Source organism: Apilactobacillus zhangqiuensis, from assembly GCF_019656215.1.
GTDB lineage: Bacteria > Bacillota > Bacilli > Lactobacillales > Lactobacillaceae > Apilactobacillus > Apilactobacillus zhangqiuensis.
Genome location: NZ_BPLK01000004.1, coordinates 1 through 16,500, shown reverse-complemented (window position 1 = coordinate 16,500; position 16,500 = coordinate 1). Strand labels below are relative to the sequence as shown.

Sequence of the window (16,500 nt, the reverse complement as noted above, 5' to 3'; positions counted from 1 at the left end):
TTTAGCGTCTTTTTTATTTACATTTATATAACAAATCCTTATATTGTGTTAATATAAAATTATATAAACGAAAAGAAAGAAGGCGTCTCAATGAAAGTTTTAGTAGTAGACGATGATCAAGAAATTGCTGAATTATTAAAGATTTACATACGAAACGAAGGATACGAAACTGTCATTGTAAATGATGGGGAAGCCGCTTTAACAGAATTAAGAAAAAATAGTGATATTGGACTTATGATTCTAGACATTATGATGCCAAAAATGTCTGGTTTCGAAGTATTGAAACGTGTAAGAAGAGAAATTAGTTTACCAATCATGATTCTATCTGCCAAGACAGAAGATATTGATAAGATTGAAGGACTTGTTGGTGGTGCTGATGACTACATAACAAAACCATTTAATCCACTTGAAGTAATGGCTCGAATGCACTCAATTCTAAGAAGATATACTGACAAGGTTGTCGTAGGAGAACCAGAAGTACTAAACGTTGCCACCTTAACCATCAATCGTGAATCTCACGAAGTTAAGACTAGTGATGGCAAGTCCATCCAATTAACAGCAATTGAATTTGGCATTTTATATCTATTAGCAAGTCATCCTGGTCGTGTTTACTCTGCCAACGAAATCTTTGAACGAGTATGGCGCCAAGAAAGTATTATTTCTGCTAAGACTGTTATGGTCCACGTTAGTCATTTACGTGATAAGTTGGAAGAAGCTACAGACGGTAAGAAGATTATCGAAACCGTTTGGGGAGTAGGATACAGAATCAATGAAGAATAATAGTAAATCAATCAAGTTAACACATAAAGAACGAATTGGATTAGTGACTGATGCTATTCTAACTAGTTTATTTATATTGTTAGTTAATTTCTTGGTTTTCTTTGCGACAGAAGTGTATTACACAACTCATCCGGATTGGCGTAATCAGCTGATTCGTTTTGGAAATTCTCTAATTGCAGGAAATCATATGCAACTTTGGAGTTGGAGCAATGGATTTGTAGTTATGATTGCCGCATTGGATATGTTTGTGTTGTATATTCGTTTGTTCATGCATTATAAACGTATTCAAGAGCAACATATCATTAACGATTTGCATTATATTGCTGATGGTAATTTCGATTACACAATTCCATATAAGCTAATCGGTGATGATCAACGAATCGTTGAAAGTATTAATGTATTAGTTAATAATGTTATTCATTCAATGTCTGAAGAATTAAAGACTGAAAAATCAAAAGATGAATTGATTTCTAATGTCTCACACGATATTAGAACACCGTTGACTTCAATTATTGGTTATTTAGGATTGATTGAAAATAAGCAATACACAAGTGAAGAAGATTTGGCTAAGTATGTTCATATTGCCTACTCAAAAGCTAGACAAATGAAGACTTTGGCCGATGATTTATTTGAATACACAAAAATTACTGATAAAGATTACAGTAAGTTAAATACTAGAAAAATTGAAATGAAGGCAATGATTGACCAAATTTCTGCTGGATTTGATTTAGAAATGGCCGAAAAGGGTATGCAAATGCATACCAAGACCAACTTCGATAAGTTAGTGATTGATGGTAGCCCATCCGATTTAGCTCGAGCGGTTAATAATCTAATCAATAACGCATTGAAGTATGGTCACGATGGCCACAACATTTATGTGGAGGGTTTCCGTGTTAATGAAAAGGAATTAGAAATCAAGGTTTCTAATGATGGTGAAAAAATTCCTGAAGAATCCATTAAACACGTTTTTGATCGTTTCTACCGTGTTGAAACATCGCGTAATAAATCAACTGGAGGAACCGGTCTTGGACTAGCAATCGTATACGAAGTTGTTAACATCCACGGTGGTTACTGTTCCGTTGCATCTAATGATGAATTAACAACGTTTACACTCCATCTACCAATCAAACATGGTGATAAGTTAACACCAACTAAAAGTGAAGAAGGGCAACAGGAGGTTATTGAGAATGCAAAGTAAGCTTGTTTCCAAGCTTAGTATTGCTTTAATTGCATTAGTTATATTCGTTACAATGCCTTTAACAGCAACTGCTCAAACTACCACGACTACAACTAATTCCAACACTTCTAAGGCTGTAGCAAAACAGCGCAGTAAGGAATTGGAACAACAAGTCGACAAGTTAATAAGTACAAGCCAACCATTAACACTAACTGCCAAGTCGGCGATTGCGATTGATTATCAAACTGGCCAGGTGTTATACGCAAAGAATATTAATGAATCACTACCAACAGCTTCAATGAGTAAACTATTAACCTTATATGTTACCTTGAAGTACATCAAAGAAGGTAAGCTTCATTGGGATGACAAAGTAAAGATTAACAAAGCGCTACATAAGTTGAGTGTTAATCATAATTACGCCAACGTAAAATTACGACTGGGTCATTCGTATACAATCAGACAGCTATACCAAACTGCTATCTATTCTGAAAATGCTGCTACCATGGCATTAGGATACGGTGTTGCGGGTAGCACACAAAAGTTTGCTTTATTAATGCGTAAAGAGGCTAAGAAAATTGGAATTACCGATGCCAAGATTTATACCGCTTGTGGTTTAACCAACGGTGAAGTTGGATCACTTGGTTTTAAAGCTGTTTCAGCTAATGCTGAAAATAAGCTATCCGCACGAGACATGGCTTTATTAGCGATGAAGATTTTGAAATATTATCCTGATATTTTAAAGACCACTTCAGCTAATACCACTAAGTTTGATGGTCAAACAATGCTAAATTGGAACTGGATGATTAAGGGACGTAGCCAAGAACTACCAGACATTAAGGTTGACGGTCTAAAGACAGGTACATCCGATACTGCGAAGGCCTGCTTTACTGGAACAGCGGTCAAGAATGGTCACCGTATTATTACCGTTGTGATGGGAGTGCCTAATGGCGGTCAATACGATCCGGCTAGATTCATTCAAACCAGAAAACTTATGAAGTACGTGTATGCTAAATACCACTACGTTAAACTATCAAAAGGTCAAACCATTTCTGATGCCACTGATGGTAGAAACAAAGGAAAGATTGATGTTGAAAACGGTAAGAAAGACTCTGTCGACTTAGCCGTTTCAAATACGCAAGGTGTTTGGTTAACTAGGAAACAAAAATTAAATATTAAAGACATCCAATCATCAGGCGAATACGCTGACGGATCAAGTGTCGATGCTGGATTCGATAAAGGTGATAAGATTGCCACAGCCAAGGTTGCAAACGTTAAGTACATGAAAGGTGTATCTAACAGAATTAATTTAATTGCAAATCATGATGGTGACAAACCTAATATTTTGGTTAGAGCCTGGAGATGGATTGCCAATTTATTCTAAAAAAGAGTTATTAAAATGATAACTCTTTTTTTATTACAAATATTGGATAAACAGTATATTCACTGTGTTTATACTAATAAAATGATGATGTTTTATTAAAATTATGTAAATAAGTTAGATAAAATAAACTATTTTGCGTTATAATAGTAAGTAAAGTTTGATTTTTATCTGACTGTTTATAAATCGTTGAAAATTAAGACCTATTGTTTTTAAACGGGGGAATATTATTTGACAAAGCAAGTACCAAATCCAAATGAACCGCTTTGGCTAACCAACTTGAAGACGGCAATGCCCTTGAATATTAGCTACGTTCCCATTGGAATTGCATGTGGTATTTTACTTCATGCAGCTGGATTTAATACTTTATTGACAGCTTTAGTATCATTAATGGTTTTCTCTGGTGGTGCGCAATTCTTGATTGCCTCCATGTTGACCATTAATTCACCATTATTATCAATTGTGATTATGATGTTTTTCCTAGAGTTAAGATATGCATTATTAGGATCCAGTATTTCTAAATATTTACAAGGTAAGTCATTTTGGTTTACTGTGTTATTTGCAGTTTCATTAAATGATGAAACATACGCTGTAAATTATTTGAAACTATCAACTGATAAGAAGTTTACTGCTCAAGATGCTCTACAAATTGAACACTATGCTTTGGTTGTATGGACAATTAGTACTATTATTGGTAGTTTAGTTGGTTCATCACTTTCAATTAACCTAACAGTTGTTCATTTTGCTCTAACTGCATTATTTATTTATATGATCGTTATGCAAATGAAGTCACTACTAAAGGTGTTAATTATTCTATTAACAATTGTATTGGCAATTGCATTCATGTTATTGATGAAATCCACTTTAGGATTAGTCGTTTCAACTCTGTTAGCTTCATTCGTTGGATTCTTCATTGAATCTTGGATTAGAAGCCATTACGAAAAGTACAAGAAGAATTGCTTGCTTCGCTTATTTAAGAACCCTGCGGGTACCCCTGAAGATAAGTTTGATGAAGAAGAAGAGACTGAATAACTTAAAAAACGGATTAGGAGATATTCTATGGAATGGAATTCAACTCAACATTTTTGGTTGATTATATTATGTTTTGTGGTTGCTTTTATCCCTAGATTCGTTCCACTAGCTTTCTTTAGAACAAGAAAGATTCCTAAGTGGTTTAACGAATGGATGGGTTACATACCTATTGCTTTATTTACATCATTGGTTGTTAAGGACTTATGTATTACATCAACATATACCTTATCTGTATCAGGAAAAGCACCCGAACTAGTAGCTGCCTTAATCGTGTTTATTATTGCTTATTGGACAAGATCAATGGCAATATCTGTAATTTTGGGATTAGCTGCTGTATTAGTATTAGCAGTATTTATTTAAATTTAGAGAAAAAAGCACTGGTCGTATGACCAGTGCTTTTTTAATTTGTTTTATACGATATGCATCTTCATATCATCGTCTTTTACCTTGTGACACGCCTTTAATATCTTCATGATCGTTACAGAGATAATTGAAGGCATCACAATGCCTAGAACAACATAAATTGTTAGTTGGGATAGACTTTGGCTAGCGAAGGTGAGGGGAGCAATTAGTGAATTAGTTCCTAATCCTGCAGCTCCTGAAGATAATGGATCAAGCATAACAGCAATTGCTAAAGCGGCTGATGATGCAGGGGGCATAAGGAAAATTGCCCATACGACTGAGATTACTAATCCACCAATAAATGGGTTGATAACTAATGTCTTAGCAATTACGCCTGATAACCATACAAGAGCAGGGGTAGTTACTGTTGCGAAGCCTAATGTGGCAACATCTCCCACAAATGTAGCTGCAAATGGTACTAAGAACATATCCAATGGTGTTTTCCCCGATATGTACTTGCCAATAAATGTAGCGATAATGGCACCACCTTAAGCACTAATTGGTTGTCCAATTATAAATACTGATGACCTGGTAGGCTGGGATAGCAAATGACTTGTCGCTGTGACCGCGTTGATGTTTTTTTTGTGAAGAAGACGTTGTTGGCACCAACCGTAGCAGCAATCATTGAACTAAATAATACCAAAGTATTAGTCTTTAATTGTGATGCTACGGCAGCACCGATGGCTGGGGCCATTAAGTATTGGCAAATTAATCAAATTTAGGCTAGAGCAGTTAGCAATAGCACCTAATAATAAACCAACACCTAGTGTGACTAAAATCGCATTAGAACCCCATTGAACACTAAGTATACATTATCCTTAAACCCAGATTTTACTTTAACGTGTGCTAGATTCGCAACATTCATCTGAGGTGAATCATCTTTTGTTGCATTTATCATATTGAATCAACCCCCTTACTTAAAAAGTGTTTTATTTTAAAAATTTTAAGTTAAACCATAAGTTTGAAATAAATGTCAAGATAAATAAAAGAAAAAAGCATCGGTGAATTTTTTCACCGATGCTTTTTTGATGGTTTTTATATTTATTTGTACATGTAATCTCTAGTAATTGGTAGTTCTTGTCCGGAAGGACCCTTTGAGATTAAGTATTGCATAACATCAATGTTACCAGCCTTGAATGAACCGGCACATGTCTTTAGGTATAAGTCCCACATTCTTAAGAAGCGTTCGTCATCGCCCATAACTTCTTTAACTTCATCAATATGATCGTTAAAGTTCTTGTCCCAGTGTTCCAATGTGTATTGGTAGTGTCTTCTTAATGATTCTAGATCATAAATTTGAAGACCATTGTTGATGATGTGATCTAGGTTTTCAGTCATACCTGGAACATATCCACCAGGGAAGATGTACTTGTTAATCCAACCATTGTAGGCACCACCTTGTTGTCTTGTGATTCCGTGAATCAAAGCAACACCGTGATCCTTTAGGTATTTGTTGACGCATGAGAAGTATTCGTTTAAGTTTTCTTTACCAACGTGTTCAAACATACCAACTGAGGTGATGTAATCGAAATGTTCATCACCTAGTTGACGGTAATCTTGTAAGCGAACTTCAGCTTGATCTTGTAAACCAAATTTTTCAATTTGTGCGTTTACGTAATCGCATTGTTCTTGACTTAAAGTAACACCGACCACGTTTAGTCCGTATTCTTTAGCAGCAGTTAGCATTAATGTACCCCAACCACAACCGATATCTAGTAGGGTACGACCTGGCTTAGGATTTAATTTCTTGATAATGTGGTGTACTTTTTGCATTTGAGCATCGTACAAGTCATCGTCAGGATTTTCAAAGTAAGCACATGAATAGGTCATTGTCTTATCTAACCAAATCTTGTAGAAGTCATTACCAATGTCGTAGTGACTTTGAATGTCCTTTTTACTTGTGGACTCATTATGATTTTGCTTAGGTAGGAAATTAATGTATTTATGGTCACGAATAAAACTAGTTGATTTTTGGTAAGCTGAAACTATTAAGTCTTCAATGCTTCCGTCAACATCGATTTTTCCGTCCATGTAAGCTTCTCCCAATGCGATAGAAGCATTCTTTCTAATATCCTTGATTGGAATTGGTTCTTTCATAGTGATGGTGGCCTTAGTTTCACCTTCACCATATTTTTCAGATTTGCCGTCCCAATAATTTACTTGGATTGGTTCATTAAATCCGTGTTTAAAAAATGTTTTAAAAAAAGTTTTTTCAAACATGAGAACAGTCCTTTCTTTGTTAATAAAACCACGAACCCATTATACTCTTAAGAAGGTACTTTATGTAAGTAAAGACACCGACTAATTTGATTATTTTTTATTGTTTAAAATGTTATAATTAGAACATAACTAAATAGCGGGGTGAATTATGAAACTGTGGGATAAATTTTTAGCCAACGTTAAATTAAGACGTTGGTGTGTATTAATTTTTATAATCTTTGTTTTATATCTAATGCGCTCAATGATGAGTATGTTACTACTAACATTTATCTTCTCATTGCTAGTCACCAAATGGGTTGGCTTCGTCAGAAGATATATCAAGATTCCAGCTCCCATTTTAGTCATCTTGACTTATCTACTATTTATAGCTGGAGTCGTAAGTGCAGTCGCAATTTACTCACCAGTAATTTACGATCAAGCAGTTACAGCATCAAAGCACATTATTGATTTCTACGAAGATCCAAATAACCTTCATGGAACTACCCAAATTAGAGACATGATTGTTCAGTTCATCCACCGTTCTAACTTCTTAAGTGAAGTGAAGGGGAGCTTTACAATTATTCTTCAATACGTATCAAGTATTGGTCAAATGGGGGTTACATTCTTCTTATCATTAATCTTGAGTTTCTTCTTTACATTAGAAGAAAAATCAATGGGTGAGTTTAGCAAACGCTTCTTAAATGCCGAATTTTCATGGTTCTTCCAAGATGTCTACTACTTTGCTAAGACATTTACCAAGACATTTGGTGTCGTATTAGAAGCTCAATTCTTAATTGCTTTATTTAATACCATCTTTACTACCTTAATCATGGCATTTATGGGAATTCCACAATTGGTAATCCTATCAATTATGATTTTCTTCCTAAGTCTAGTGCCTGTTGCAGGTGTAATCATTTCATTGGTACCTTTATCAATTGTGGGGTATTCTGTAGGAGGATTTAAGTACATTATTTATTTAATGATTATGATTGCTGTAGTCCACTTCCTAGAAGCTTATATTTTGAATCCAAAATTAATGTCTTCCAGAACAGAATTACCAATTTTCTATACATTCTGCGCCTTACTAATTGGTGAAGAAATATTTGGTACATGGGGTCTAATCGTCTCTGTTCCAATCCTAGCATTCTTCCTAGAAATTTTAGGAGTGAAGGGTGAAAATAAAAAGGCAATAAATATAAAGAGAATTGTTAAATAGGATGTAAATTTTTTCATTTTGGTGTAGAATTGTATTGTTGATTTAAGAAATAGAAAGGGGTTTTCGACCTATGTCAAAACTTGTATTAATCCGTCACGGACAAAGTCAATGGAACCTTTCAAACCAATTTACTGGTTGGGAAGATGTTGATTTAAGCGACAAGGGTGTAGAAGAAGCTAAAGAAGCTGGTAAATTAGTTAAGAAGGCAGGACTAGAATTTGATTACGCATATACTTCAGTTCTAACTCGTGCTATCAAGACTTTACACTACGCCTTAGAAGAATCAGACCAACTATGGGTACCTGAAACTAAGACTTGGAGACTAAACGAACGTCATTACGGTCGTCTACAAGGTCTAAACAAGAAAGAAACTGCTGAAAAGTACGGAGACGAACAAGTTCACATTTGGCGTCGTTCATACGACACTCTACCTCCACTATTGAGTGCAGATGACGAAGGTTCAGCTGTAAATGACCGTCGTTACAAGGACCTAGATCCTAACTTAATCCCTGGTGGTGAAAACCTAAAGGTTACTCTAGAACGTGTTATGCCTCTATGGGCTGACGAAATTGCTCCTAAGTTATTAGACGGCAAGAACGTTATTATCGCTGCACACGGTAACTCACTACGTGCATTAAGCAAGTACATTGAAAGAATCTCTGATGATGACATCATGGATCTTGAAATGAAGACTGGTGAACCTGTAGTTTACGAATTCAACGATAAACTAGAAGTTCAAAACAAGACTAAATTAGACAAGTAATAATCAAAAGAAGTCCTCGTTAGAGGGCTTTTTTATTTGTCTAAAAAAGGTACTAAAAAAGCCATACGATGAAATCGTATGACTTTTATTTTAGTTATTAACTTTTCTTTAAGAACCAGTCTCGAATACTTGGCCAACTGTTTGTATTGATAATCATTCTAGGTGTGTAGATTGGATCAGTGTGATTTCCGTTACCGTTGTTGTAAACAGTACCAGAATCAAGTGTACCAACCCATCCTAAGTGAGGTTGTCTTGCCAAGAATTGTGAAATTCTAGGAGTTCCACCGCCGTAAGGGTAGGCAAATGAATCAGCGTAAATACCAGTGTGTGCTTTTAGCACTTGTCGTGACTTAACGAAGTCTTTTGTAAAGCGGTTGTAGTTCTTAGGTAGGTTAAACACTGGAATTAAGTTTGAAGTAAGGTAATGCATGTTGTTGGTGTGAACACCAATTGTCATTAAGTTACCAGCTTCTTTTCTAGCTTCGTGGATTTGTGACCATGTTGCTAGTTGAGTACCTTCACGATATCTACCGGTGTTACCAGTGATAATGAAAGTAGTGAATGGGTAGTTGTATTTCTTCATGATTGGAATTGCGTTATCAATAGTAGTTCTATCGATATCATCGAAGGTTAATACAGCATATTTACCCTTGATTGGTTTGTTTGAATTAGTCATCTTGACCATTTCAGCACCAGAGATAACTTTGATGTTGTGCTTGTGTAGGAATTCCATTTGATCTTTGAATTTGTTAGCAGGAACATCAAAATCATGAAGTTGTGAGTTGGTTGATAGGGTTCTTGAAACGTTAACACCGAAGTTGTTCTTTAAGATACGGTGGTAACAAAATACCAAGATACCATTTTTAGCTTTTTGTTCTTGCTTAGTTAATCCGTAGTATTCACTACTACCTTTATCGTATTCAACAGATTTATGAATAGTAAATGACATAAGGACGAATAGGACGATTGCTAAAATAATAACAATAATCTTACGTTGTTTTCTGGTCATTTTTTGTTTCTTATTTGACATCTTTGTTTAACCTCCGTAAGTAAACTAATCTAAATGTTGAGTATATTGCAGTGATAACAATTAATCCAGCAATTGCAATTAATAGTTTGATGTATAGATCGTAGTTTAGGTTTAACAATAGGTAGAAACTAACGAAATCATCACTGTAGAAACCAAATAGAAAAGCAAAGTTTACAATTAAAACAAAGGCAACATAAATCCATAAAGCAGCAAATAACACAAAGTGAATAAAAGTTCTTAATGGACTAATTTTCTTTCTAATTACAAAAGTTTCGTAATCTTTTCTCAATTCTTTCTTCATAATTATTTTACCCCCCGGTCTGGACTACTCCAGGTACCTACATTTTCAGGATCTAGGAAGAATGAAACTAAAGCCAAGATACATGAAATTAAGTTAACCATCCAGTAGTAAACGATGTAAGCAGGAATTAGTAGTAAATCCACAAAGCTTAGTAGGGCAGTATCATGTGAACCATAAAAACCTATGAAGAACTGAAGGATACTGACAATAATAAGTACTAATAAGACGTCACCATCCAATTGAACTTCATGGATTAATATTAGGTTGAAGAAATAAGAGATAGTACTCAATGCAGTTAGGACAGCCCATGTACTACTGATAATTGTTTCATACATTAAAGCTTTTTGAGTGATTGAACCGTGTAGTAGAAGATCCTTGTTTTTAGCGATAACTTCCATACCACCACGAGCCCAACGACGACGTTGTTTAATTAAGTTTCTGGTATTTTCTGGAACTAAAATCCAACAAATAGCAGTAGGTTGGTAGCTAACGCTCCAGCCCTTACGGTACATTCTCCAGGTAATATCAATATCTTCGGTAATAACATCTGTGTGCCATCCGCCAACATCTTCTAGTGCTTCACGTCTGAAACCAACGATAACACCAGAAACAGTATTGATACGTCCGTATAGGTATGATTGTGCCTTCTTGATGATATCGATAACACCGATGTATTCAAGAAGTTGTAAACGACCCAATACGGTAGTTCTATTTCTAACGACTGGCTTACCAGCAACGGCACCAAGTTTTGGATTAGTCTTAAGTGTCTTAACTAATTCAGTTACTGACTTCTTAGCTAGTAGGGAATCTGAATCAATACCTACAACGTATTGACCTTCAGCGACTTTGAAACCTTGGTTCATGGCGTTAGCCTTACCTTGGTTAACATCGATTGGAACAATCTTTATTTTGAATTGACTAGCATATTGCTTTTGTAACTTGTACATAATATCTAATGTATCGTCATCACTTTTGTCATCAATCAAGATTACTTCGAAGTTCTTGTAATCAATGTTGGAAATTGCAGAAATCGCTTCATTTAACGTTTCACTTTCGTTATGAGCGGGAACTAGAATTGAAACAAGCTCAGATCCATCCACATTGGCGAATCTTTCAGAGCGGTGGTAGATGTTACAATACAAAGCCCCGACAATCCAAATTGCTGACACAACAATTGGATATCCGATAATGAAATCGTTAATTATATCTAAAAACCACATTATAAATGAATTCCTCCTTTAAGGACCACTAAATAAGATATTAGAATATAATAAGATATTTTAGCGTTTTGTTCATATGTATGACTGTAAAAACCATATATTTATCATACTTTAATTATAAATTAAAATCCCTAATATATCAAAGCTATGCGCCCCAATTGTTTCAATATTATTACAAATTAAAAATGAATTCCATACTTGGAATTCATTTTTATTTTTTCTTAATAATTTGCGCTTCTAAATCCCCGTCGTAGTCGACAAAGTAGATATGTTTTTCAGGATTGTCTTTTAGTGGCCCCATGTCGATAGCGGGACGTTCATCAATCACGTCAATGCAGTTAAATCGCTGTTTCGCAATTCTATGAAGTAAGCTTCCAGTTTTATCGAAGACTTCTGCTTTTTCTGCTGCCTTAGCAAGAGTGTATCCTGAGTTCAAAAACGACTTAATTAGTTCCACCTTAATAATTGATGAATAAGGATAACGATGATTCTGATTTTTATCAACTTTTTGGCAATGAATATATCCTTTTTGTTCCCAATACCTAATCTTGCTTTGTGGCACGTTACAAGTTCTAGACAATCCACCAATTCCGATTGATAAGTCGAGATCTTGCATTAACTTATGAATACGAGTGGAGTAGTCATGAATGTCTTCCTTACTGTATTTTTCTTCCAATGTGTCACATCCTTTTCTTCTTAAATTTTTTAAGTGATGTTACATAATCAATAATAATTATATATTTTTTAATATCATTGTCAAATTTGTTGACAAAGGGAAATGTGAGTTGTATATTGGTTATTGTCGAAATTTATAGAGAAAACAAAAATATTAACGAAAAGGGGTTAGATTATGAATGTAGATGCAAACGGTAAATCATACAACAAGATCATGCTTGTTGTGATTTTATTGGTTGGTACTTTCTGTACTATTTTAAATCAAACAATTTTAGCAACCGCATTTCCTACATTAATGAAGGATTTTAATATTAGCACTTCAACTGTTCAATGGTTAACTTCCGGATTTATGATGGTTAACGGGATTGCAATCCCAGTTAGTGCATGGTTATCAAACCGTGTTAATACTAAATGGTTATACTTAGGAGCAATGACTATTTTTGAAGCAGGTACCGTACTCGCTTTCTTCGCTCCTAACTTTGGTACTTTGTTAGCAGCTCGTTTAATTCAAGCGCTAGGTGTTGGTGTTACAATGCCATTGCTACAAACTATCATGTTAAGAATTTTCCCACCTGAAAAACGTGGGGCTGCCATGGGACTATCTGGTATCGTTATTGGATTAGCTCCAGCGATTGGACCAACTCTATCAGGTTGGATTTTAATTAACTACACTTGGCGTGATTTATTCGGAATCATTATTCCAATCGTCGCAATCGTGATCTTATTAGGTCTATACTACATGCGCCCAATTCTACCTACTAAAAAGGAAGGAATTGACGTCTTATCATTAGTTCTTTCAACTATTGGTTTTGGTAGTGCACTATACGGATTCTCAGAAGTTGGTACTGATGGATGGGGTAGCACAACAGTTATCTCTACATTAATTATCGGTGCAATCTTCATCGTATTATTTGTATGGCGTCAATTAGTGATGGAAAAACCATTCCTAGACGTTAAGGTATTCAAGTCAGCTAAGTTCTCAATCGCAACTATCCTATCTTCTATTACAATGATGGCTTTAGTTGGTTTTGAAATGGTATTGCCACTATACCTACAAATTGTTCGTGGTATGAACGCCTTCCATTCAGGACTAAGTCTATTACTTGGTGCTTTAATGATGGGGGTTGTTTCTCCATTTGCTGGTCGAATTTTTGATAAGCACGGTGCTAAGAAACTAATTACAACTGGGTTAATTCTATTATTCTTCGGTACTTTGCCATTCGCATACATTACTGAAGACACTGGAATTGCCTACATTATTATCCTATACGCTGTAAGAACATTCGGTATGGCACTTGTAATGATGCCTTCAACTACTTATGGTATGAACGCATTACCTGATGACAAGATTAATCATGGTACTGCAGTTAACAATACCGTTAGACAAGTTGGTGCTGCCATTGCCACAGCCGTATTGGTTTCAATTTTAACTAACGTAACTAAGAGTAGCATGCCAGCTAAGTCACTGCTTTCACAAGATAAGGTTGCTTACGGAGAAAAAGCAGTGTCTGCTACATTAAGTGGTTACCATGCCGCATTCTGGGTAGCTGCATTCTTTATCGTAGTTGGATTTATCGCTAGCTTCTGGCTACATGACAATAAAAAGGGGGTAAATAAATAATGATTTTATTCGTACTATGCATTTCTGCATTTCTATTCTTTATTTGTTTTAACCTATTAACTAGCAACAAGGTATTACACGCAGTTACTTCAATCGTGTTCGCGGTACTATTTATTCTTTCAACTTTCTTCATTACTATTAACTTCCATGATCACTATGGCATGCACAAGGTAAGTCATGAAAAAACTTCTAAGTTAGCTCCCGCTAGCGGAAATGATTTACCTTTCATTATTGCGCAAGCTCCAGGAACGTCTGGCAAGGACAAGGTTGTGGTTTACCGTACTGATGAAAATGCAAAAAAGACAACACAAACTAGTACTGATAAAGTAGAAAACAAGATTGTTACTATTAATAGTAGTAAAGCTCAGTTAGTTACCAAGACTGTTAAGTATGAATACAACTCCAGTGCTAACCGCTTATGGTTTAGACTTGCTCAAAAACCAACTAGAGTAAAGACAGTTAATTACTTCTATGTGCCAAAGAGTTGGATGGTTTTAAATAAAAACCAGGTAAACGAATTGAAGAAGATGCAATCATCATTAAAGCCAAACAACGAACAACAATCTCAAATGAAGATGGCTGCTCAACGATACGTTCAAACACAAGTTAATGCAGCAATGATGAAGAATCCTAAGATGACAAGTTCACAACAAAAAGCACTAGTTAAGAAGGCAACTGCTGAATTTACTCAAAAAGCTCAGTCTGAAGCTATTCAAAAGATGATGCCTGAAATCAAGCAAAAACTAAGCCAAGTTAAATAGTGTTGACTTTTATTTCTTTGCTGATTATTATGATAGTATCTATTAAATATAAAGCTAAGAAGTAGTTACCAGTATTTAATGCGATTTGTGTATTCAGAAACCTAGTGGGAATGCGAACTAGGCAAACGCGTTGAAGAATTACACCTACAGAGCTTTCCATTGTTGGACGAGTCATTTCGTTATAAATGATTGAAAGAGATTGTATTTTATACGATAACTTGGGTGGTAACGCGGATTAACAAAAACATTTCGTCCCTGACAATTTATTTGTCAGGGACTTTTTTATTAGGAGGAAGAAACATGGACATTATCGATGATTTACAATGGCGTGGTGCCATTAATCAACAAACTGATGCTGAAGGTCTAAAGAAAGAAGTTAACGAAAAGAAGATTGGTCTATACGCAGGAATTGATCCAACCGGTGACAGTATGCACGTTGGTCACTTAATTCCATTTATGATTTTGAAGAGATTTCAATTAGCTGGATACAAGCCAGTTATTCTAATTGGTGGAGCTACTGGTTCAATCGGTGACCCATCAGGTAAGAAGGCCGAAAGAAAGCTACAAAGTATGGAACAAGTTAAGCACAACGAAGAATGTCTAACTAAGCAAATGAAGAGTTTGTTTGGTGAAGATGGTAAGTTCCAAATTGTTAACAACTACGACTGGACATCAAAACTTTCATTATTAGACTTCCTTCGTATTTATGGTAAACGTTTCAACGTTAACACCATGTTAAATAAGGAAATCGTTTCAAGCCGACTAGAAACAGGGATCTCATACACTGAATTTACTTACCAAATCCTACAAGCAATGGATTTCGAACACCTATACAAGAACAATGGTGTTGAACTACAAATTGGTGGTGCTGATCAATGGGGTAACATCACTGGTGGTATCGAACTAATCCATAAGACTCAAGGAGCAGATGCTAAGGCATTTGGTTTAACTATTCCATTGATGCTTAAGGCAGATGGAACTAAGTTTGGTAAGACAGAAGGTGGAGCTGTATGGTTAGATCCTGAAAAGACTACACCTTACGAATTCTACCAATTCTGGATTAATACAGATGATAGGGATGTAATCAAATACTTGAAGTATTTTACTTTCCTTAATAAGGAAGAAATCGAAGAACTTGAAGAACAAGTTAAGAACGAACCATGGAAGAGAGTTGCTCAACGTCGTTTAGCTGAGGAAGTAACTGAATTCGTTCATGGTAAGGATGCTGTTGTAGAAGCTCAAAACATTACTGAAGCATTATTCTCTGGAAACGTGCAAGACCTAACTACTGATGAAGTAGAAACAGGATTTAAGAACATGCCTTCAGTTGAAGTTAGCTCAGACAAGAAGAATATTGTTGAATGGTTAGCAGACGACACTGCAATCGAACCATCAAGAAGACAAGCTAGAGAAGATGTAAGTAACGGTGCTATCCGTATTAATGGAGAAAAGGTTGACGATGTTAACTTTGAAATCGACCCAAGTACTTCATTTGACGGTAAGTTTGTCGTTGTTAGAAGGGGTAAGAAGAAGTACTTCTTAGCTAGAATTAAATAAAAAATGATCATTTAAAAGTAGGTTGAGCAATTCAATCTACTTTTTTTATTTTATTTGCATAGAAGTGTTGACTTTATAAGGTTTACCTGGCATAATATTATTTGTTGTTGAGAGAGGTAATCAAAAAAATGATTACAAATCAGCAACAATTAAATTTTCAAAACATGTTGACACAATGTCATTGATTTGATATTATAAATGAGTTGCGTTGTTGATATGACGCAAAGGTCATTAAAAAAAAGTTGTTGACACGGCTTTGATAAAATGATATTATTAATAAGTTGTCAATTGAGGCAACAAGTTAATAAAAAGGTAGATCTTTGAAAACTGAACAAGATTGATAATCGATGATGTGTAAGGAACTTACAACTTGGTTGTAAGAATTAAA

General features: G+C 35.3%; 17 protein-coding genes. 10 read left to right on the top strand and 7 right to left on the bottom strand.

Annotated features, from left to right (window positions below; all coding sequences use genetic code 11):
- Nucleotides 1-90 precede the first annotated feature (90 nt).
- From K5Q07_RS04600 to K5Q07_RS04580, 5 genes are all read left to right on the top strand, one after another.
- The gene (locus tag K5Q07_RS04600; RefSeq protein ID WP_034532684.1) at nt 91-780 is read left to right on the top strand and encodes a response regulator transcription factor; all 690 of its coding nucleotides are present in this window, start codon (nt 91-93) and stop codon (nt 778-780) included.
- Nucleotides 770-1,978 carry a sensor histidine kinase gene (locus K5Q07_RS04595; RefSeq protein WP_220729921.1) on the top strand — a complete coding sequence of 403 codons (1,209 nt, stop codon included), beginning with the start codon at nt 770-772 and terminating at the stop codon, nt 1,976-1,978. Before K5Q07_RS04600 ends, K5Q07_RS04595 begins: the two co-directional genes overlap by 11 nt.
- Nucleotides 1,968-3,338: a D-alanyl-D-alanine carboxypeptidase family protein gene (locus K5Q07_RS04590; protein ID WP_220729920.1), complete on the top strand. Its 1,371-nt coding sequence runs from the start codon at nt 1,968-1,970 to the stop codon at nt 3,336-3,338. Before K5Q07_RS04595 ends, K5Q07_RS04590 begins: the two co-directional genes overlap by 11 nt.
- A gap of 288 nt (nt 3,339-3,626) precedes the next feature.
- Nucleotides 3,627-4,367 (top strand): AzlC family ABC transporter permease, encoded by a 741-nt coding sequence (locus K5Q07_RS04585; RefSeq protein ID WP_220730058.1) that lies wholly within the window; start codon nt 3,627-3,629, stop codon nt 4,365-4,367.
- 27 nt (nt 4,368-4,394) lie between these two features.
- Nucleotides 4,395-4,727 carry an AzlD domain-containing protein gene (locus tag K5Q07_RS04580; protein ID WP_054606200.1) on the top strand — a complete coding sequence of 111 codons (333 nt, stop codon included), beginning with the start codon at nt 4,395-4,397 and terminating at the stop codon, nt 4,725-4,727.
- A 50-nt stretch (nt 4,728-4,777) separates the two neighbouring features.
- Here the strand turns inward: K5Q07_RS04580 and K5Q07_RS06835 are convergent, their stop codons facing one another.
- From K5Q07_RS06835 to K5Q07_RS04570, 3 genes are all read right to left on the bottom strand, one after another.
- A complete protein-coding gene (locus K5Q07_RS06835; protein ID WP_251067643.1) occupies nt 4,778-5,197 on the bottom strand; it encodes a PTS sugar transporter subunit IIC in 420 nt (139 codons plus the stop codon).
- Between the two features lie 83 nt (nt 5,198-5,280).
- Nucleotides 5,281-5,463 (bottom strand): PTS sugar transporter subunit IIC, encoded by a 183-nt coding sequence (locus tag K5Q07_RS06830; protein WP_251067637.1) that lies wholly within the window; start codon nt 5,461-5,463, stop codon nt 5,281-5,283.
- A 347-nt stretch (nt 5,464-5,810) separates the two neighbouring features.
- Nucleotides 5,811-6,989: a class I SAM-dependent methyltransferase gene (locus K5Q07_RS04570; protein WP_220729919.1), complete on the bottom strand. Its 1,179-nt coding sequence runs from the start codon at nt 6,987-6,989 to the stop codon at nt 5,811-5,813.
- 148 nt (nt 6,990-7,137) lie between these two features.
- Between K5Q07_RS04570 and K5Q07_RS04565 the strand changes: the two genes are divergently transcribed.
- On the top strand, nt 7,138-8,184 hold the full coding sequence (locus K5Q07_RS04565; protein WP_220729918.1) for an AI-2E family transporter: 1,047 nt from the start codon (nt 7,138-7,140) through the stop codon (nt 8,182-8,184).
- A 70-nt stretch (nt 8,185-8,254) separates the two neighbouring features.
- Nucleotides 8,255-8,947 (top strand): 2,3-diphosphoglycerate-dependent phosphoglycerate mutase, encoded by a 693-nt coding sequence (locus K5Q07_RS04560; protein ID WP_034532690.1) that lies wholly within the window; start codon nt 8,255-8,257, stop codon nt 8,945-8,947.
- 97 nt (nt 8,948-9,044) lie between these two features.
- Here the strand turns inward: K5Q07_RS04560 and K5Q07_RS04555 are convergent, their stop codons facing one another.
- The 4 genes from K5Q07_RS04555 to K5Q07_RS04540 form a co-directional block, all read right to left on the bottom strand.
- Entirely contained in the window at nt 9,045-9,977 is a 933-nt protein-coding gene (locus tag K5Q07_RS04555) for a polysaccharide deacetylase family protein (RefSeq protein ID WP_251067636.1), read from the bottom strand.
- Entirely contained in the window at nt 9,967-10,278 is a 312-nt protein-coding gene (locus tag K5Q07_RS04550; RefSeq protein ID WP_220729917.1) for a hypothetical protein, read from the bottom strand. Before K5Q07_RS04550 ends, K5Q07_RS04555 begins: the two co-directional genes overlap by 11 nt.
- Nucleotides 10,279-10,280: 2 nt before the next feature.
- Nucleotides 10,281-11,498 (bottom strand): glycosyltransferase, encoded by a 1,218-nt coding sequence (locus K5Q07_RS04545; protein WP_220729916.1) that lies wholly within the window; start codon nt 11,496-11,498, stop codon nt 10,281-10,283.
- A 211-nt stretch (nt 11,499-11,709) separates the two neighbouring features.
- Nucleotides 11,710-12,174, bottom strand: coding sequence for a MerR family transcriptional regulator (locus K5Q07_RS04540; RefSeq protein WP_220729914.1), 465 nt, complete (start codon nt 12,172-12,174; stop codon nt 11,710-11,712).
- 174 nt (nt 12,175-12,348) lie between these two features.
- Here K5Q07_RS04540 and K5Q07_RS04535 point away from each other — a divergent pair, with 174 nt between their 5' ends.
- The 3 genes from K5Q07_RS04535 to tyrS all read left to right on the top strand — a co-directional run bounded on the left by K5Q07_RS04535 (nt 12,349) and on the right by tyrS (nt 16,112).
- Entirely contained in the window at nt 12,349-13,794 is a 1,446-nt protein-coding gene (locus tag K5Q07_RS04535; protein ID WP_220729912.1) for an MDR family MFS transporter, read from the top strand.
- A complete protein-coding gene (locus K5Q07_RS04530) occupies nt 13,794-14,555 on the top strand; it encodes a DUF4811 domain-containing protein (RefSeq protein ID WP_220729910.1) in 762 nt (253 codons plus the stop codon). The genes K5Q07_RS04535 and K5Q07_RS04530 overlap by 1 nt, the downstream gene beginning before the upstream one ends.
- Before the next feature lie 300 nt (nt 14,556-14,855).
- Nucleotides 14,856-16,112, top strand: a complete 1,257-nt coding sequence (tyrS, locus tag K5Q07_RS04525; RefSeq protein ID WP_220729907.1) for a tyrosine--tRNA ligase — start codon at nt 14,856-14,858, stop codon at nt 16,110-16,112.
- The last annotated feature ends 388 nt before the right edge of the window (nt 16,113-16,500 follow it).

What these genes read in the sequence shown, in the direction of transcription:
- K5Q07_RS06830 (WP_251067637.1), bottom strand. Translation starts at nt 5,463, where the DNA reads ATGGCCCCAGCCATCGGTGCTGCCGTAGCATCACAATTAAAGACTAAT.
- K5Q07_RS04590 (WP_220729920.1), top strand. Translation starts at nt 1,968, where the DNA reads ATGCAAAGTAAGCTTGTTTCCAAGCTTAGTATTGCTTTAATTGCATTA.
- K5Q07_RS04585 (WP_220730058.1), top strand. Translation starts at nt 3,627, where the DNA reads ATGCCCTTGAATATTAGCTACGTTCCCATTGGAATTGCATGTGGTATT.
- K5Q07_RS06835 (WP_251067643.1), bottom strand. Translation starts at nt 5,197, where the DNA reads ATGTTCTTAGTACCATTTGCAGCTACATTTGTGGGAGATGTTGCCACA.
- tyrS (WP_220729907.1), top strand. Translation starts at nt 14,856, where the DNA reads ATGGACATTATCGATGATTTACAATGGCGTGGTGCCATTAATCAACAA.
- K5Q07_RS04595 (WP_220729921.1), top strand. Translation starts at nt 770, where the DNA reads ATGAAGAATAATAGTAAATCAATCAAGTTAACACATAAAGAACGAATT.
- K5Q07_RS04550 (WP_220729917.1), bottom strand. Translation starts at nt 10,278, where the DNA reads ATGAAGAAAGAATTGAGAAAAGATTACGAAACTTTTGTAATTAGAAAG.
- K5Q07_RS04560 (WP_034532690.1), top strand. Translation starts at nt 8,255, where the DNA reads ATGTCAAAACTTGTATTAATCCGTCACGGACAAAGTCAATGGAACCTT.
- K5Q07_RS04530 (WP_220729910.1), top strand. Translation starts at nt 13,794, where the DNA reads ATGATTTTATTCGTACTATGCATTTCTGCATTTCTATTCTTTATTTGT.
- K5Q07_RS04570 (WP_220729919.1), bottom strand. Translation starts at nt 6,989, where the DNA reads ATGTTTGAAAAAACTTTTTTTAAAACATTTTTTAAACACGGATTTAAT.
- K5Q07_RS04535 (WP_220729912.1), top strand. Translation starts at nt 12,349, where the DNA reads ATGAATGTAGATGCAAACGGTAAATCATACAACAAGATCATGCTTGTT.
- K5Q07_RS04545 (WP_220729916.1), bottom strand. Translation starts at nt 11,498, where the DNA reads ATGTGGTTTTTAGATATAATTAACGATTTCATTATCGGATATCCAATT.
- K5Q07_RS04580 (WP_054606200.1), top strand. Translation starts at nt 4,395, where the DNA reads ATGGAATGGAATTCAACTCAACATTTTTGGTTGATTATATTATGTTTT.
- K5Q07_RS04555 (WP_251067636.1), bottom strand. Translation starts at nt 9,977, where the DNA reads ATGTCAAATAAGAAACAAAAAATGACCAGAAAACAACGTAAGATTATT.
- K5Q07_RS04565 (WP_220729918.1), top strand. Translation starts at nt 7,138, where the DNA reads ATGAAACTGTGGGATAAATTTTTAGCCAACGTTAAATTAAGACGTTGG.
- K5Q07_RS04600 (WP_034532684.1), top strand. Translation starts at nt 91, where the DNA reads ATGAAAGTTTTAGTAGTAGACGATGATCAAGAAATTGCTGAATTATTA.